The sequence below is a fragment of the Nonlabens sp. genome (genome assembly GCF_018401815.1).
Lineage (GTDB): Bacteria > Bacteroidota > Bacteroidia > Flavobacteriales > Flavobacteriaceae > Nonlabens.
In genome coordinates, this window is the sequence record NZ_JAGYKG010000005.1 from 237,135 (window position 1) to 254,407 (window position 17,273).

Sequence of the window (17,273 nt, forward strand, 5' to 3'; positions counted from 1 at the left end):
ACAATGGCAGTAGATTTATTGCTCGGCCTTCAATGGGGTGACGAGGGAAAAGGTAAGATCGTAGATGTATTAACCTCTAAATATGATATCATCGCTAGATTTCAAGGCGGGCCTAATGCAGGGCATACTCTAGAGTTTGACGGTATCAAACATGTATTAAGAACAATTCCATCTGGAATTTTTCACGAGAACTCAATGAACCTTATAGGTAATGGCGTCGTTATTGACCCTGTTGTTTTTATACAGGAATTAGAGGGGTTAAAACAATTTAATATTGATTTCAAAAGTAAATTGCTCCTTTCTAGAAAGGCACATGTCATTTTACCTACACACCGTTTACTTGACGCTGCTTCTGAAGCCTCCAAGGGAAAGGCCAAAATCGGTTCTACCCTTAAAGGAATAGGACCTTCATACATGGATAAAACCGGCCGTAATGGCATCCGATTGGGTGATCTTGAATTGAACTCCTGGAAAGAAAAATACAGAGCTCTTGCAAATAAGCATGAAGAATTGATCGCTTTTCATAGTGTGGATATACAGTACAACCTTCAAGAAATGGAGGATGAATTCTTTAAAGCAGTAGAAACTTTAAAGGAACTTACATTTATTGACTCTGAGGAGTATTTACATCAAGCACAAAAGAGTGGAAAAACCATACTTGCCGAAGGAGCTCAAGGATCTCTACTAGATATTGATTTTGGAACTTACCCTTTTGTAACTTCTTCCAACACCACCGCTGCCGGTGCCTGCACCGGTTTAGGAGTCGCTCCAGGCCAGATAGGAGAAGTTTACGGTATTTTTAAAGCCTACACCACTCGTGTGGGAAGCGGTCCATTTCCAACAGAACTATTTGATGAAGTAGGCGCTAAAATGGCTAAAGTGGGTCACGAATTTGGTGCGGTAACTGGTAGACCTCGCAGGTGTGGTTGGTTGGATTTGGTCGCACTTAAATACACCTGTCAAGTTAATGGAGTGACTCAACTCATGATGATGAAAGGTGATGTGCTTTCTGGTTTTGACGAATTAAAAGTGTGTACCGCTTATTCTTATAAAGGAAAAGAAATTACTCACTTGCCTTATAATATTGAGCCTGAAAACGTAACTCCTATCTATTCGGTATTTAAATGTTGGAAAGAAGACCTTACTAAAATGAGAGAGACTTCGAAATTTCCTAAAGAATTAAATACCTACATAGACTTCTTAGAAAAAGAATTGGAGCTTCCTATCAAGGTGGTAAGTGTAGGTCCAGACAGGACGCAGACTATTCACCGATAAGAAATATGTAGCAGGTGATCCTTTTTTAAATCCCAAGCTGCCACTTGGGATTTCATTTTAAATAAAAATATGTCCGTAAAAAGATTTCTAACTGTTGCTTCTAAAGGACTTCTTATGGGAGCTGCAGACGTGGTGCCAGGTGTATCTGGAGGCACCATTGCTTTTATCACTGGGATTTATGAAGAACTAATCAGGACCATCGACGGTATTGACATTCAATTATTCAAAGATCTCTTTAAAATTGGGTTGAAAAACACTTTTTCTAAATACCACCTTGGTTTTTTACTTGCACTTCTTACAGGAATTGCCATAAGCATCCTCAGCCTTTCTAAATTACTGACCTATTTACTGCAGCATCACTCGGTCTTACTTTGGTCCTTCTTTTTTGGATTAGTACTCGCCAGTGTGTTGTATATCGCTAAACAAATTTCTTCTTGGAATTTAGGCGTCATTATAGCTATTATAGCGGGCAGTATGATTTCCTATTACCTTACTGTTGCCGAACCTTTAGGTTCGCCAGAAAGCTGGTGGTATATCATCTTCTCAGGTTTCATCGCTATTATTGCAATGATTTTACCTGGAATTTCAGGAGCCTTTTTATTGTTATTATTAGGAAGTTATAAAACAGTTCTAGGATCTATTTCTGGATTATTAGAAGCTGTTATAGCAGGAGATTGGAGTCAGGCACTTGATTATTTTATAAAATTATTTCTTTTTGCAATAGGTGGTGTGCTTGGGCTTAAAGTGTTTTCCAGACTGCTTACCTGGCTTTTTGAACATCAAAAAAATCTAACCTTAGCTTTGCTTACTGGTTTTATGGTGGGTTCTTTAAACAAATTATGGCCATGGAAAGAGGTTCTCAAGTACCGAATAGACAGTCATGGTGAAGAGGTGCCCTTTTTAGAAAAAAGCATCTCTCCAACTTCATTTGAGGGTGATCCACAACTATTATACGTAATTTTCCTTACTCTTATGGGATTTATATTAATCCTAGCATTAGAAAAATGGGCTAACAAAAAAACAACATAATTGCGACAAGCTACGAGAACCTTTACTGATAAATTTTTCCTTGTTCTTAAAGGAGTTGCTATGGGGAGCGCAAATAAGGTTCCTGGTATCAGTGGTGGCGTCGTAGCTTATGTAGGTGGATTCTATGAAGAGTTTATTTACTCTTTACAAAAGATCAACCTTAAAGCTTTCAAGTTACTTCTTACGGGGAGGTTCGGTGTTTTTTTTGACTATATCAATGGACGTTTTTTGTCCTTACTCATTTTAGGAGAAGCACTAAGTTATTTTACCGTGAGTAAAGGCTTTGATTTATTGATACAGTACTACCCTATTTTAGTCTGGGCTACCTTCTTTGGAATGATACTAGGATCTATCTACTATATATCAATAAATTATGGAGAATGGACTCGCAGGAACGTATTGCTCTTAACTACAGGTATCCTTATTGGAGTCGGGACTTCCCTACTAGACCCTGCTAGGCAAAACACCAATTTAATTTTTGTTTTCTTTTGCGGTATGGTAAGTATATCAGGGATGACCTTACCGGGTTTGAGCGGCAGTTTTATTTTAATTTTATTAGGCAATTATGTATTGCTGTTGGTGGACAGTATCAACACTTTTTTTGATACACTTGTCGCCATTTTACAAGGTGATTTTTCTTGGTGGTACGACCCGGCACATATGGATATGCTCACCATTCTCGCATCCTTTGTATTGGGATCCATTGTTGGTTTAATAAGTCTTTCTCACCTTTTGGGCTGGACTATTAAGCATTACCGCAATGAAACTAATGCCATGATTATTGGTTTTATAACCGGTTCTCTTGGTGTAGTATGGCCCTGGAAAAAGGAAGTCTATCAATTAACGGAAACAGGTAAAATAGCTATTGATGCTTCGGGAAAGAACATTTTAGAAAATTACAGCCGCTATTGGCCAGAAATTAATGATACTCACACGTGGATGGCATTTTTGATGATTATTTTAGGACTTTTAAGTGTTTATTTATTAGATCGTTATGGAAAAAATCAACATCCCAAATAGCATTTTCGGCCTAGTAGGAGAACGTTTGGACTACAGCTTTTCTCGTGCTTATTTTTCTGAGAAATTTGACAACTTACAACTCTATGATCACGAGTATAAAAACTTTGAGATGAGTAGGGAGTTTTTATTGTCTCGCTTTCGCGAAAGCGTCACCTATCATAAGGAAACTCGCACTACCAATGGTAAAAGTGAGATCCTTAGAGGGCTAAATGTGACCATTCCCTTCAAACAGGACATGCTGAATGTAGTTGATGTACTCAGTGAAGAAGCCAAAGCTATAGGAGCTATAAATACCATTGTTATTGAAGATAATGTATGGACTGGTCATAATACGGACTCTTATGGGTTTGCAAAAAGTCTAGAACCCTTCTTACCCATTCAAAAAAATGCACTTATTTTGGGTACGGGTGGCGCATCAAAGGCTGTGGCTTACACCTTAGAAGCACTTCAAATCCCTTACCTTTTTGTAAGCAGAAATCCGGAAGACGAGTTCAGCATTGATTATGCTTCCATTACCAAAGAGGTTATGGAACTAGTAAGTCTTATAATCAATACCACACCTTTAGGGGTCACTCCAGAGGTGGCTTTGCGGCCAGATATCCCTTACAAACATCTGAATTCCTCTCATATACTTTATGATTTAGTTTACAACCCTTCGCTGACCATGTTTATGAAATTAGGACAGCAAAGAGGTTCTAAAGTCATTAATGGATATCAAATGTTAGTGCATCAAGCAGAAAAAGCTTGGGAACTTTGGAATAAGTAAATTGATTGAGCATTGCGGTTGAAGAAGAATCTATTTATCTTGCAAGGCCTATTAAATCAAAAATAATGGAAAAGAATGACAACCTGCAAGATGCAGACGGAAACTCACCAGAAATGGATCAAAGAATACTAGATGCACAAGATGCTTTGGAAAATGCCATGCTAGAAGAAGCTACAACCCTCAAACAAGAGGTTCAAGGTCAAGAAACTACCGACAGTGATGATGCGAGTTCAGAGCCTATCAAACTTGGTTCTAATAAAGTCTCAAAGAAGCTAGAAGATACTTCTACCACTCATGAAGATGCCATTCTAGAAGAAAGGAAAACCGCTGGTAAATCTCCTGTTATGATCGTGGACTCTGAGGAAGATGAAGATGATAATGAGCCAGAAGAAGATAGCGTAAAGGAAATTGAAGAAAAGGATTATGACTCCATGGAGATGCCAGCTTTAATAACAGAGTTAAGGCATTTAATGCAAGAGTATCCTATCAACAGTTTTAGATCACAAGCTGAAGACATCAAAAAAGCCTTTGAAAGTGCTGAAGCTGAAGCCAATAAAGAAGCTCTAGAAAAATTTAAAGAGCAACATCCACCTAGTGATGAGGCTGTTGCTCCGGAGTTTGAATACAAAAATCAGTTTGCGACAGAATTCTATGATCTACATTCCTTATACAGAAAACAGAAGGGTCAATTTCAAAGAGATAAACGCAAACAACAAGAACTCAATCTTGAAAAGCGCAGAGAAATCATAGAAGGCATCAAGTTGCTGATCAACCAAGAAGAAACTATTGGAACTACATTTAAGAAGTTTCACAGCCTCCAAGAGAAATGGAAAGTTACAGGAACTATACCTCACGATGCGTATAACATTACTTGGGAAGATTACCGTCTTGCCACTCAAAATTTTTATGATTATATAGATCTGAGTAAAGAGCTGCGGGATAAGGATTTTGAACGTAATCTTGAATTTAGAAAAAAAATCATCACTCGTGCAATAGAATTGGGTAGTGAAGAAAATATACATAAAGCACTAAGAGAATTACAGGAACTTCACCGCATGTGGAAAGAAGACTCTGGTCCAGTAGCAAAGGAAGAACGAGATCCTATTTGGGACGAATTTAGTGCAGCGACAAAGGTGATTCATGATAAACGCCAAGCCTATTATGATGAGCGAGATAAAATGAGTGCTCACCACCAGCTGGTAAAAGAGAATATTGTAGCTGAAATTGCAAAAATAACAGCAAAAGGAGCAAAGAATCACAGAGAATGGCAAGAAAGATTAGAAGAAATTAATGTCTTAAGGGAGTTGTTTACTTCTACTGGTCCAGCTCCTAAAACCGTTAATAATGAATTGTGGACTCAATTTAGAGCAAGAACTAGAGAATTCAATAAAGTTAAAAACGATTTCTATAAGGGCCTTAAAAAAGAGCAACAAAATAATCTAGAGGCAAAAATGAAATTAATCGCTATTGCTGAAGATCATCAAAACAGCGAGAATTTTAACGAAGGATTGCAGGTCATGAAACGCATACAATCAGAATGGAAGCAAATAGGTCATGTACCTAGAAAAGACAGCGATAAGATATGGAAGCGTTTTCAAAAGGCGTGTAATGGATTCTTTGAAAAGAAGACGGCACAGAAAAAAGAAGATAATAAGGAAGAAGTAGATAACTTTGATGCTAAAATGAAAGTTTATGATGCTTTAAAAGAAATGATTCCTCAGGATGATAAAGCAAGCATGCTATCTGAAGTAGAAAAACATATGGCAGATTGGGCAAGTATAGGTCGCGTGCCTTACAGCAAACGCATGATCCAAGAAAAATTTGAAAAATTGCTTCAGGCAAAACTAAAAGCTGCCGGATTAAGTGCCGTAGATGCTGAAATGTTGAAGTATCAAAACAAATTAGCCAGCTTAAAAAGCGGGGATATTCAAGATTTCAAAAATGAACGTTTCTATTTAAAGAAAAGACGTGATGAAATCCAAGATGAAGTGCGACAACTGGAAAACAATCTTCAGTTTATCAATGCGAAAGATGATAAGAATCCGTTTTTAGTTCAACAAAGAAAGAATATTTCTGAGTTGTCTAAAGAATTAGATGTGATTAAAGAAAAGCAAAAGCAATTGAACATCCTTCAACGTCAAATTCAAAAAGATGAAGAGGAAGACGCTGCAGAAAATGAAACCTCAGAAGAGGAAGACACTGCCGAGTCTACAGAATAATATTCTTTTGAATTGATCTAAAAAGAGCGCTGATGTATATCAGCGCTCTTTTTAGATAGGAAACAAATACCAATTATAAATGTTTACATACCTTCAAAAGCTTTTAGGAAAATCGATCTCATACTATGAGATGTTGATGAAGAGCAAGACTCAACAAATCTCAATTACCCAAAAAGATATCGATAGCGTTAATAAACAACTAAAAACAATAGCATTACATGCCGTAGTCTATACAGAAGTTAGTGCACAATACAACACCATGATACCTGATCATATCGAAGAAATTCCTACTAATGAAAAGGGAATGCCTATGCAGTTTAAAGGTAGTTTTATTCTTCATGATCAACTCTTAACTCTTTTTGTTGACACTGATAAAAATTTTAACCAATGTGAAAAACATCGATTATGTGTAACTAATTTTGATAGCAGCCATATAGAAATCAAAAAAATATTGGAAAAACAAAGAATACTTAAATGTAGGAGTTATCCTATATGGGAAGAGCTGATACATCGATTTCTCTCTATACATAAATGGATAGTTTCTATAAATAAGAATCATCCTTGGAGCTTGTATACTCTTGCTTGTAAGAATAGTGAAAAGAGTAATTACTCTGTATATATAGGAGGTTATCCTCAATGGCGCATTAACAATGTCGATTATAGAACGTTAAAATCTATGAATTTTTTATTGGAATACCGTCAACATGATACAAATAGTTCTTATTATTTTTTTAACTGTACCACAACAAAATCAATCGAAATGATTATGCAAAAAGATTGATATTTAACAGTTGTTAATTTATTTCATAACTATTGGAGGTTTAATCTTGTATAATTAAGTATTATTGGTTTAACTTGCATGACTTTGATTTTTTTAACAATAATTCCCTTAAAAATGAAAAAAGCAATAAAATTTACACCGAAAGAAATTTTCTTCGGAATGAATCAGTACCGTTACCGCTGGATCACTTTTAATGATACATTAACTGGTGGAAAATCTACCAGTAAATTGGAACAGCAACAAGATTGGATTACCTATAGCGGAATCATTAGAAATATCAACAACTCTGCTTGGAGCTGCATGAGATCTAATAAAATTGAGCAAGATTTAAGTGATTATAGCCTTATTGAAATCAAGCTAAAAACAGATGGTCGACCTTATGCTTTTGAAATAGAATATAATGAAGGCTGGCAAAATGAAAAGTTAGTCTCTATGATTTATACGTTGCCCCACCATTGGACGACCGTACAACTTCCTATACATCAATTTAAACATGCCAAATTGAGGCAAATACTTGATAAAAAATTAGATGAATCTGTTTTAAATCATGTTTTAAGATATAATTTTCATGTTGCTGAAGAAATAACAGGACCCTTTCAGTTAGATATTGAATGCATTAGATTTATTTAATACAACTGATTTCAGTAAACAAAAAAGCCATTTCAAATGATTGAAATGGCTTTTATCTTTAAATACTATCAGCTAAGGAGTTATTGTTTGTATCTTTTTGATATGATAATCAACCAAACCATCTATAGGTCTACGGACGATATTCCCCACCTCATAGCCAAACTCTGCAGCAACTTGTTTAATTCTTGCTTGAGCAAAATGAGCAATACTTCCCACAAAATGAACTTCATGAGACTTGATCTCTTCTCTAAATTGTAAAATCATATTGCGAGAGAATTTACGCAATCCTTTTCTCAACAGTTTTTTAATATAACGTTCCTCTAAGTTTTGAAAAATAAACTCGGCATGTTTTGCTAAATAGGCATTGGGATTAGGTTGTTTGTATAGATTGAACTTAATGAAATCTGGATCCATATTGTACAACTCTGCAAACTTAACCATTAGATCAACTGGCATGTTTTTAAAACCGTAATCCCTTAATAGATTCTTTCCATACCAATTACCGCTAGCTTCATCCATAAGAGTATATCCTAAAGAAACTACACGTTGCTCTATCTTTTTGCCATCAGAAAAACAACAATTAGATCCTGTGCCCAATATACAAACTACACCTGGTTGATCTCCCACAGCAGCATATACAGCTGCAGCTGTGTCTTCTTTAACTTCTACCTCACTGTTATGAAAATACCTCTTGAGCAAATTTTCTAAAGCATTCCTAGGGTCTTCTGTACCACATCCGGCACCGTAGAAAAAAACTTTACTAATCCGGTCTTTGTGAGCCACCAGTTCTTCACTTTCTTCTATGCGCTCTAAGAGTTGGTTAATTGAAAGAATAGCTGGATTCATTCCACGAGTACGTGATTTAAACAATATCTCGCCACCATTATCTAGGGCTATCCAATCAGATTTGGTAGAACCACTATCTACAATAAGAATCATAAAATTACTTTGAAATTAATAAATAAAAAAAGAGTTGTAATTGGAGCAATCACAACTCTTTTTAAGAATTTATAAACTGTTAACCTTTTCTGCAAGGTCAACTAGTTTGCTAGAATAACCAAACTCATTATCATACCAGCTTACTAATTTAAAGAATGTCGAATTCAATTCGATAGCAGCAGCTGCATCATAGATACTTGTGCGAGCATCACCAACAAAATCCTGAGAAACAACCGCTTCATCAGTGTATCCTACCACTCCTTTCATTGCACCTGTAGAGGCTTTCTTAAAAGCAGCATGTATTTCTTCAAGATTAGTCTCCTTTTCTAACTTTACCGTTAAATCTACAACAGACACATCTACTGTTGGAACTCGGAAAGCCATACCCGTCAATTTGCCTTGCAGAGAAGGAATTACCTTGGCCACTGCTACAGCAGCACCAGTTGTTGCAGGAATGATATTATTCAACGTGCTGCGTCCCAATCGATAGTCTTTTTTGCTTGGAGAATCAACAGTTTGTTGAGTAGCTGTAGCGGCATGAACTGTAGTCATTAATGCTTCTTTGATACCAAAGTTGTCATTTAGAATCTTTGCCATAGGTGCCAGACAGTTTGTTGTACAAGAGGCATTGGAAACAATGGTGTGAGCTGCGGTTAACTCAGAATCGTTTACACCCATAACAAACATAGGAGCTGTCTTAGATGGTGCAGAAATGACTACTTTCTTTGCCCCTGCATCAATATGAGCTTGCGCATTATCAAGCTCGGTAAATATCCCTGTGCAATCTGCAACAACGTCTACGTCTACTTCGTTCCACTTTAGATTTTTTGGATCGCGCTCGCTAGTCACACGAACTTCAATACCATCGATGATTAAATTACCATCTTTGATCTCGATCGTACCACCATAACGGCCGTGCACAGAATCATACTCTAGTAAATAAGCCAGTTGCTCAACATCCACTAAATCATTTATAGCGACAACTTCAACATTTTCTCTATTTAACGTTGCTCTAAAAACTATTCGACCTATACGTCCAAATCCGTTTATTCCTAATCTCAATTTTTTACTCATTTTTAAATTATTTAAATTATTTAAATTATACTATTCTTTTAATAGGCACACTGGATACATTAAAGGCACCCAATGAATTTAATTCCTTCACTAATTCTAAACAGTTGGCCCTGTTCTTTTTATTAAGTGGTCATGATATCACTTACACGTATCAATTCGATATCTATATCTGTCTTGCCTTTCACTGCTTGATCAATAGGACAAAGCACCATTTGGGTGTCTCTTATTCCTACCATGTAGTTTGTTTTTCCTTCTAGCAGACTTTCTACTGCCTTTACTCCCATGCGACTGGCGAGTACCCGATCAAAACAGGATGGTGAGCCACCACGTTGCATATGACCTAATACAGAAACACGTACATCATATTCCGGTAAATTGGCTTCAACGTAATCCTTCAATTCAAAAACATTATCTCCTGTTTTATCTCCTTCGGCCACAACTACTATACTAGACGATTTTCCTGAAAGTCTCGATCTCTTTAAGCTTTCAATCAATCGCTCCTTTCCTAAATCCTCTTCAGGAATTAAAATCTCTTCAGCTCCAGCACCAACACCAGCATTTAATGCAATATGGCCTACATCTCTTCCCATTACTTCAACAAAGAACAGACGGTCGTGAGAACTTGCCGTGTCTCTTATTTTATCAATTGCTTCAACTACCGTATTTAAGGCAGTATCATAACCTAGTGTATAAGAAGTTCCATAAATATCATTATCTATAGTTCCTGGTATTCCCATCATTGGAAAATCAAATTCTTCAGAAAAAATCATGGCACCAGTAAAACTTCCATCTCCTCCAATAACTACTATAGCGTCAAGACCTTTTTCTCTCGCTTTCGCGAAAGCGGTTTTCCTACCTTCCTTAGTCCTAAAATCTTTAGAACGGGCACTTTTAAGTATGGTTCCACCTTTATTGATGATGTTATTCACACTGCGAGCGTCCATTTCTTTGAAGTCTCCTTCTATTAAACCTTGGTAGCCTCTATAGATCCCAATACACTCTATTTGGTGAAAGGCACAAGTACGCACCACTGATCTAATGGCGGCATTCATTCCAGGAGAATCCCCTCCCGAGGTCATGACACCTATTTTATTAATCTTATTGTTCATTGAATTTTTAATAAAAACTGTGCTAATCTATTAAAGTTTTACGAGTGAAAGTAGTGAATTATTCTATATTTATCGTTTTAAGAAAATTCAATCGTTATCGTTAATAACTTTTATTCATGAAATTAGAATTCATAGACATTTGCATCATTATTCTCTTCTTTTTGATATCTCTAGCTATTGGACTTATCGTCTCCAAAAGAAGCTCCAAAGACAGTTCCTCCTTTTATCTTTCTGGAAGGAATATGCCTTGGTGGTTGTTAGGTGTATCTATGGTCGCTACTACTTTTGCAGCAGACACCCCCAATCTTGTGGCTGGACTTGTAAGAGCAGATGGTGTTTCTGGAAATTGGGTATGGTGGGCCTTTCTACTTACTGGAATGCTCACGGTGTTTTTTTATGCACGCTTATGGCGTCGCAGTGGCATCACCACAGACCTCGAATTTTATGAAATGCGATACAGCGGTAAAAGTGCCGCGTTTTTAAGAGGTTTTAGAGCCTTGTATTTAGGAGTCGTTTTTAATATTATTATAATGGCAACCGTTTGCCTTGCTGCTATCAAAATAGGACATGTTATGTTTGGTTTTAGTGCTGCAACTACCCTTACCTATGCCTCTATAGTCACTCTAGCCTACTCCTTACTCGGGGGATTAAAAGGAGTTTTAATTACTGATTTTGTTCAATTTATTATTGCTATGGTTGGTTCTATTTGGGCGACATGGTACATTCTGGACCTGCCAGAAATCAACGGTATGGCAAATCTAATTGCACATCCCAACGTACAAGACAAATTAAATGTATTCCCAGACTTCTCTAATACCGATTTGATGATGGGGATATTCATTGTTCCTATTGCTGTGCAGTGGTGGAGCACATGGTACCCCGGGGCTGAACCTGGCGGAGGTGGTTATATCGCCCAACGCATGCTGGCAGCTAAAGATGAAAAAAATGCCACTTGGGCAGTATTGTTTTTTAATCTCGCACATTATGCATTACGCCCTTGGCCGTGGATCATTATAGGACTAGCTTCTCTTATCCTATATCCCAATCTGGAATCTTTAGCAGTGGCATTTCCTAATCTCGACCCAAGCTTTATCAAAGATGATTTGAGCTATCCAGCGATGCTGACCTTTTTACCCGCTGGGTTATTAGGACTGGTAGTAACTTCTCTAGTTGCAGCATTTATGAGCACTATTTCAACACATTTGAATTGGGGGTCCAGTTACGTAGTAAATGATTTTTATGCAAGGTTTATCCGTAAAAGTGCCACCGAAAAACAAAAAGTTATTACAGGACAATTTTCCATGGTTCTTATGATGGTATGTGCTGCATCACTTTCTTTTGTTCTGGAAGAAGCTAAATTTGCCTTTGACCTGATCATACAAATAGGTGCGGGATCTGGATTGTTATTTATTTTGAGGTGGTTTTGGTACCGCATTAATCCGTGGTCAGAACTTACTGCAATGGCAGTTTCTTTTTGCATGGCCGTCTTATTTTTTATCAATTCCAGTACAGAATTAGGATTGAAAAACGAGTTGTTTGGAGATCTGCAAAGTTGGGAAATGATATGCATCAACGTATTGATTACCAGTATATCTTGGTTGACTGTGACCTTCCTAACTGATACAAGTAACCAAAAAACTATAGATGGTTTTCATGCTGCTATTTTTGGCAAAGAATCAAAGTTTCACAACTTCCAATTCAAGACACTAGGCTTTCTATTTGGAGTAATGGGGGTTTACAGTTTGTTATTTGCTACTGGTAAATTGCTCTATGGCCAATTGGAAATAGGTTTTGCATTACTAGGGGTTTTTATTGCGTGTACTTCAGGAATTATTGTTTTAAGAAAAAAACTTTTTTAGCTCTTTTTCAAGCTGCATAAATCGCTTGGCAACTAACAATCGAATGATGTTTTGATTCACCCTTAACTAATATCCAACTCAATTAAAAAAAAGTACGCAAATTATAGGACTGATTGGATACCAGCTTCTTAGGAATCAAAAAGGTATCGAGAGTCGCTTTGTGTAGAATGGTTAAGCATTACAAGCGCTATATTAATGCATATGTCGACTGCCTAGGTAGAAACATTTATATCTTCCCACCTAAAAAAGGTACAAAACGAAATTCGCCAAAAGTTTCTTTAGAAAAATCTGTTGCGCTTTCTCGAATAATCAAGGTCATGATTTGCGAATCACTGCCTACGGGAATAACCAACCTACCTCCTATTTTGACTTGGCTTAACAAAGTTTGTGGTATCTCGGGTGCGCCACATGTAACAATGATGGAATCAAAAGGAGCTTCTTCTGGAAGGCCTTGATACCCGTCTCCAAAAACATATTTTTTAGGTCGGTAATTCAGTTTTCCAAAAAGCAAACTCGTCTTTTTATACAGCTCGTTTTGACGCTCAATCGTATAGACCTGTGCTTTCATTTCTAGTAAAACAGCACATTGATATCCACTCCCTGTTCCTATTTCTAAAACTTTGTGCCCAGGTTTCAATTGGAGCAACTGACTTTGAAAAGCGACGGTATAAGGATGCGAGATGGTCTGGTCTGCTCCAATAGGAAAGGCTTTATTTTGATACGCGTGTTCTAAAAAAGAACTGTCTAGAAATAAATGCCTAGGCACTTGATTCATAGCATTTAGAACCGACTCATCGCTGATGCCTTTTGAACGCATCATCTCCACCAGTTGGCGGCGTTTTCCTTTATGTATGTAGTTGTCTTTGATAAAGTCAAAAATAGCCTCATGACATGGATATTTCGCTTTTTATGTTCATCTTTTTTCAACAAAATAGCATGGATAAATCCTTAGAAGATTCCTGTTGCTAACGATTATTTAACGTTCATTTCCCTATTTTTACAAAAATGCAATAACTATGCTTAAAGCTGGAGTTCTCGGTGCTGGTCACCTAGGTAAAATTCACCTTAAATTATTACAACAAAGCGAGCGATATGAATTGGTAGGCTTTTACGATGCCAATCCTGAATACGCTGCCCAAATTGAAGCCGATTTAGGGTATACTTATTATTCAGACGTGGACCAACTCATCGCTGCTTGCGATATGATTGATGTGGTCACTCCGACTTCTTACCATCATGCGTGCGGTGTAAAGGTGTTAGAAGCTGGAAAACACCTTTTTATTGAAAAACCCATTACCGTAACCGTAGAAGAAGCCCAAGAACTGATCTCGCTTTCGCGAAAGCAGAACTTAAAAGGGCAAGTAGGACAAGTAGAACGTTTCAACCCTGCCTTTAGGTCTGTAGCTGACCGTTTTGATAATCCCATGTTTATAGAAACCCATCGCTTAGCAGAGTTCAATCCTCGAGGAACTGATGTCAGTGTCGTATTGGATTTGATGATTCACGATATAGACGCTATTTTAAGCGTTGTAAAAAGCAAGGTCAAAAGTGTAAGCGCTAGCGGAGTATCTGTGATTTCTGAAACACCAGATATAGCCAATGCACGTATCGAATTTGAAAACGGTTGTGTGGCAAATCTCACTGCAAGTCGTATCAGCCTCAAAACTATGCGTAAAGCGCGTTTCTTTCAGAAAGACGCTTACATCTCTGTAGATTTCTTAACCAAAAAAGTAGAAGTCGTGCGTATGAAGAATGCGCCCGTAGTTCCAGGAGATTTTGATATGATCCTACAAAATGCAGAAGGAATCAAAAAACAAATTTATTTTGACAATCCTGATGTAGCAGATAACAATGCCATTCTAGACGAACTTGAAACCTTTGCCGATGCTATAGAAAATGACACCAGGCCTATAGTAAATTTAGAAGATGGAACTGCCGCATTAGACGTGGCTTTAAAGATCATAAAAGAATTTAGATCCCTTTAATAAAGAATAATAAAAATAAAATCCGCATCAAATCGGAAAATCATATATAACTTAACTATGAAAAACGTAACCGTTATAGGAGCAGGAACCATGGGAAATGGTATCGCACACACATTTGCACAATCAGGATTTAAGGTATCTCTTGTAGATAGATCACAAGAATCTATTGATCGAGGTTTAGGCATTATTGCCAAAAATTTAGACCGCATGATTGCAAAAGAGCGCATTACAGAAGCTGATAAAGAAGCTACTTTAAATAATATTACTTCTTTTACAGATTTAAAGGAGGGAGTTTCAAAAGCGGATCTAGTCGTAGAAGCAGCAACAGAAAACCTAGGTTTAAAACTACAGATATTTGGTGATTTAGATCAATTCGCTCCTGCAGACTGTATATTGTCTACCAACACCTCTTCTATTTCCATTACACAAATTGCTGCGGCCACTCAACGACCAGATAAGGTTATAGGCATGCACTTTATGAATCCTGTGCCTATCATGAAACTGGTAGAAATTATAAGAGGTTATTCTACTAGTAATGAAGTAACCACTACCATTATGGAGCTTTCAAAGCAATTGGGAAAAACACCTACTGAGGTAAATGATTATCCTGGATTTGTAGCTAACCGTATTTTAATGCCGATGATTAACGAAGCTATAGAGACTTTGTTCAACGGTGTTGCTGGTGTAGAAGAAATTGATACCGTGATGAAACTAGGAATGGCGCATCCTATGGGACCCTTACAACTGGCCGATTTTATAGGACTAGATGTATGTTTAAGCATCCTTAATGTAATGCACGACGGGTTTAAAAATCCTAAATATGCCCCATGTCCTTTATTAGTTAACATGGTGATGGCTGGTAAAAAAGGAGTGAAATCTGGGGAAGGATTCTATGATTATTCGGCATCAAGAAAGGCAGAAGTCGTAAGCAAGAGTTTCCAATAGGCACCTCACTCCTAACTCATCCAACTCATTGCTACTCAAAAACAGTAAACAGATGTTCTACAATGGGTGATCAACTAGCAGCATTTAACAAGTGCTGTTGCTCTATGCGGGATATTAAAGATTTTACATCTCTAGTATCCCAACATCAGCAAGGTATAAATTATCGATTATTAGGATCTTATAACTTATTTAAACATACCTTTAATTGAATAAGAAACACTGAATCGCTGACAAATTGGGAGGTGATGATCACTTAAAAACTACCGAATCAAGAGGCACAGCTTACATTTTAATTAATATAAAGCTGTTTTAAATTTATTAAAAACAATAGCAGAAAATCGAAAATCATAGAATTCTTGAATCCGATTACCGAATCATTAAAAATGATAAGCAACAAATAGTTCAAATCAAATCACTATTAAATGCCTAAAATAAAACCATTTAGAGGAGTAAGAGCTGCAACTGATATCGCTGCACACGTTATCTCGCGCACCTATCAAGATTACGATAAAAAGGAACTTAAAGCTCAACTCCAATACAATCCCTATAGCTTTTTACACGTATTAAATCCAGGATATAAATTTCAACAAGAAATTACTGGTGCAGATCGTTTCAATTTAGTAAGAAACAGGTATTTGGAATTTAAGGAGGAAGCCTACTTAGTACAAGAAGAACACCCTGCATTTTACGTTTATGAAAACACGGACCCACACCATTCTTACACTGGGATTATAGCAGGAACAAGTACTCAAGACTATCAAGACACTATAATTAAAAAACATGAAGATACGTTAAGTCTTAAAGAGATCTTGTTTAAGGACTACCTCAAGACGGTAGGTTTTAATGCCGAACCAGTTTTACTTACCTATAAAGACCAGCCAAGTATTAACGAAATCATCCAACACGTCAAGACTAATTTGCCAGACCAGCATTTTTCAACTACTGATTTCAATTCGCATAAAATTTGGGCAGTTACGGACCCAGAATTGATTCAGTCTATAGAAAATCAATTTAAAGAAATTCCAGAACTATATATTGCAGACGGGCACCACCGAAGTGCAAGCTCTAGCTTGCTTTCTCAAGAAATGAATGGACAGCAAGAGACTTATCATTATTTTATGAGTTTACTTATTGCCGAAAGTCAGCTGCATATTTATGAATTTAACAGACAGGTAACTGATTTAAATGGACTGAGTAAACAGGAGTTTTTAATACAACTCGACCAGCATTTTAGAATTCAAAATCGAGGTCATGAATTGTACCGACCTTCTAAGAAACATCATTTCAGTATGTATTTAGATGGAGATTTTTACAGCCTTTATTTGCGTAAGAGCTTGTACAAAATCACGACTCCCTTACAGGACTTAGATACCCAAATGTTGTATGACTTAGTTTTACAACCTATTTTAGGAATTGAAGATTTACGTAATAATGACAGGATCAAGTACAGTTATGGGAAACACGATATGGTTCATATCAAAGAACGTGTCGATAAGAGGGAGTTTGAAGTAGGTTTCGGCCTATTTCCAGCTACAGTAGAACAGATGAAATCTATTGCAGATGCCGATCTGAGAATGCCTCCTAAAAGTACTTTTATCCGTCCCAAACTGCCTAGCGGTTTAATAATTTATGAATTTTAGAA

Annotated in this window: 15 protein-coding genes; 11 read left to right on the top strand and 4 right to left on the bottom strand. The window is 36.9% G+C overall.

From position 1 onward, the window contains the following. Positions 1–3 precede the first annotated feature (3 nt). From KG732_RS11135 to KG732_RS11165, 7 genes are all read left to right on the top strand, one after another. Positions 4–1,275 carry an adenylosuccinate synthase gene (locus tag KG732_RS11135; protein WP_213523626.1) on the top strand — a complete coding sequence of 424 codons (1,272 nt, stop codon included), beginning with the start codon at positions 4–6 and terminating at the stop codon, positions 1,273–1,275. Positions 1,276–1,344: 69 nt separating this feature from the next. Further along, a complete protein-coding gene (locus KG732_RS11140; RefSeq protein ID WP_213523632.1) occupies positions 1,345–2,304 on the top strand; it encodes a DUF368 domain-containing protein in 960 nt (319 codons plus the stop codon). Beyond that, on the top strand, positions 2,305–3,324 hold the full coding sequence (locus KG732_RS11145) for a DUF368 domain-containing protein (protein WP_292900730.1): 1,020 nt from the start codon (positions 2,305–2,307) through the stop codon (positions 3,322–3,324). After that, positions 3,299–4,090, top strand: a complete 792-nt coding sequence (locus KG732_RS11150; RefSeq protein WP_213523634.1) for a shikimate dehydrogenase — start codon at positions 3,299–3,301, stop codon at positions 4,088–4,090. The genes KG732_RS11145 and KG732_RS11150 overlap by 26 nt, the downstream gene beginning before the upstream one ends. Positions 4,091–4,155: 65 nt before the next feature. Beyond that, positions 4,156–6,309 carry a DUF349 domain-containing protein gene (locus KG732_RS11155; protein WP_213523636.1) on the top strand — a complete coding sequence of 718 codons (2,154 nt, stop codon included), beginning with the start codon at positions 4,156–4,158 and terminating at the stop codon, positions 6,307–6,309. A 79-nt stretch (positions 6,310–6,388) separates the two neighbouring features. Next, the gene (locus KG732_RS11160) at positions 6,389–7,090 is read left to right on the top strand and encodes a hypothetical protein (RefSeq protein WP_213523638.1); all 702 of its coding nucleotides are present in this window, start codon (positions 6,389–6,391) and stop codon (positions 7,088–7,090) included. Between the two features lie 114 nt (positions 7,091–7,204). Next, a complete protein-coding gene (locus KG732_RS11165) occupies positions 7,205–7,720 on the top strand; it encodes a CIA30 family protein (protein WP_213523647.1) in 516 nt (171 codons plus the stop codon). 72 nt (positions 7,721–7,792) lie between these two features. Here KG732_RS11165 and KG732_RS11170 read toward each other — a convergent pair whose 3' ends face one another. From KG732_RS11170 to pfkA, 3 genes are all read right to left on the bottom strand, one after another. Then, positions 7,793–8,659, bottom strand: coding sequence for a BadF/BadG/BcrA/BcrD ATPase family protein (locus KG732_RS11170; RefSeq protein ID WP_213523649.1), 867 nt, complete (start codon positions 8,657–8,659; stop codon positions 7,793–7,795). Between the two features lie 69 nt (positions 8,660–8,728). Further along, a complete protein-coding gene (gene gap, locus KG732_RS11175) occupies positions 8,729–9,733 on the bottom strand; it encodes a type I glyceraldehyde-3-phosphate dehydrogenase (protein WP_213523651.1) in 1,005 nt (334 codons plus the stop codon). 122 nt (positions 9,734–9,855) lie between these two features. Then, complete coding sequence (gene pfkA, locus KG732_RS11180; protein WP_213523653.1) at positions 9,856–10,842, bottom strand: 6-phosphofructokinase; 987 nt, start codon at positions 10,840–10,842, stop codon at positions 9,856–9,858. Between the two features lie 116 nt (positions 10,843–10,958). Between pfkA and KG732_RS11185 the strand changes: the two genes are divergently transcribed. After that, positions 10,959–12,701: a sodium:solute symporter family protein gene (locus KG732_RS11185; protein WP_213523655.1), complete on the top strand. Its 1,743-nt coding sequence runs from the start codon at positions 10,959–10,961 to the stop codon at positions 12,699–12,701. A gap of 226 nt (positions 12,702–12,927) precedes the next feature. On the opposite strand, the gene KG732_RS11190 is transcribed toward KG732_RS11185, so the two are convergent. Beyond that, positions 12,928–13,569 (bottom strand): protein-L-isoaspartate(D-aspartate) O-methyltransferase, encoded by a 642-nt coding sequence (locus tag KG732_RS11190; RefSeq protein ID WP_213523770.1) that lies wholly within the window; start codon positions 13,567–13,569, stop codon positions 12,928–12,930. 148 nt (positions 13,570–13,717) lie between these two features. Here KG732_RS11190 and KG732_RS11195 point away from each other — a divergent pair, with 148 nt between their 5' ends. The 3 genes from KG732_RS11195 to KG732_RS11205 all read left to right on the top strand — a co-directional run bounded on the left by KG732_RS11195 (position 13,718) and on the right by KG732_RS11205 (position 17,271). After that, positions 13,718–14,686 carry a Gfo/Idh/MocA family protein gene (locus KG732_RS11195; protein ID WP_213523657.1) on the top strand — a complete coding sequence of 323 codons (969 nt, stop codon included), beginning with the start codon at positions 13,718–13,720 and terminating at the stop codon, positions 14,684–14,686. Positions 14,687–14,743: 57 nt separating this feature from the next. Next, positions 14,744–15,631 carry a 3-hydroxyacyl-CoA dehydrogenase family protein gene (locus KG732_RS11200; RefSeq protein ID WP_213523658.1) on the top strand — a complete coding sequence of 296 codons (888 nt, stop codon included), beginning with the start codon at positions 14,744–14,746 and terminating at the stop codon, positions 15,629–15,631. Between the two features lie 422 nt (positions 15,632–16,053). Then, positions 16,054–17,271 carry a DUF1015 domain-containing protein gene (locus KG732_RS11205; RefSeq protein WP_213523660.1) on the top strand — a complete coding sequence of 406 codons (1,218 nt, stop codon included), beginning with the start codon at positions 16,054–16,056 and terminating at the stop codon, positions 17,269–17,271. The last annotated feature ends 2 nt before the right edge of the window (positions 17,272–17,273 follow it).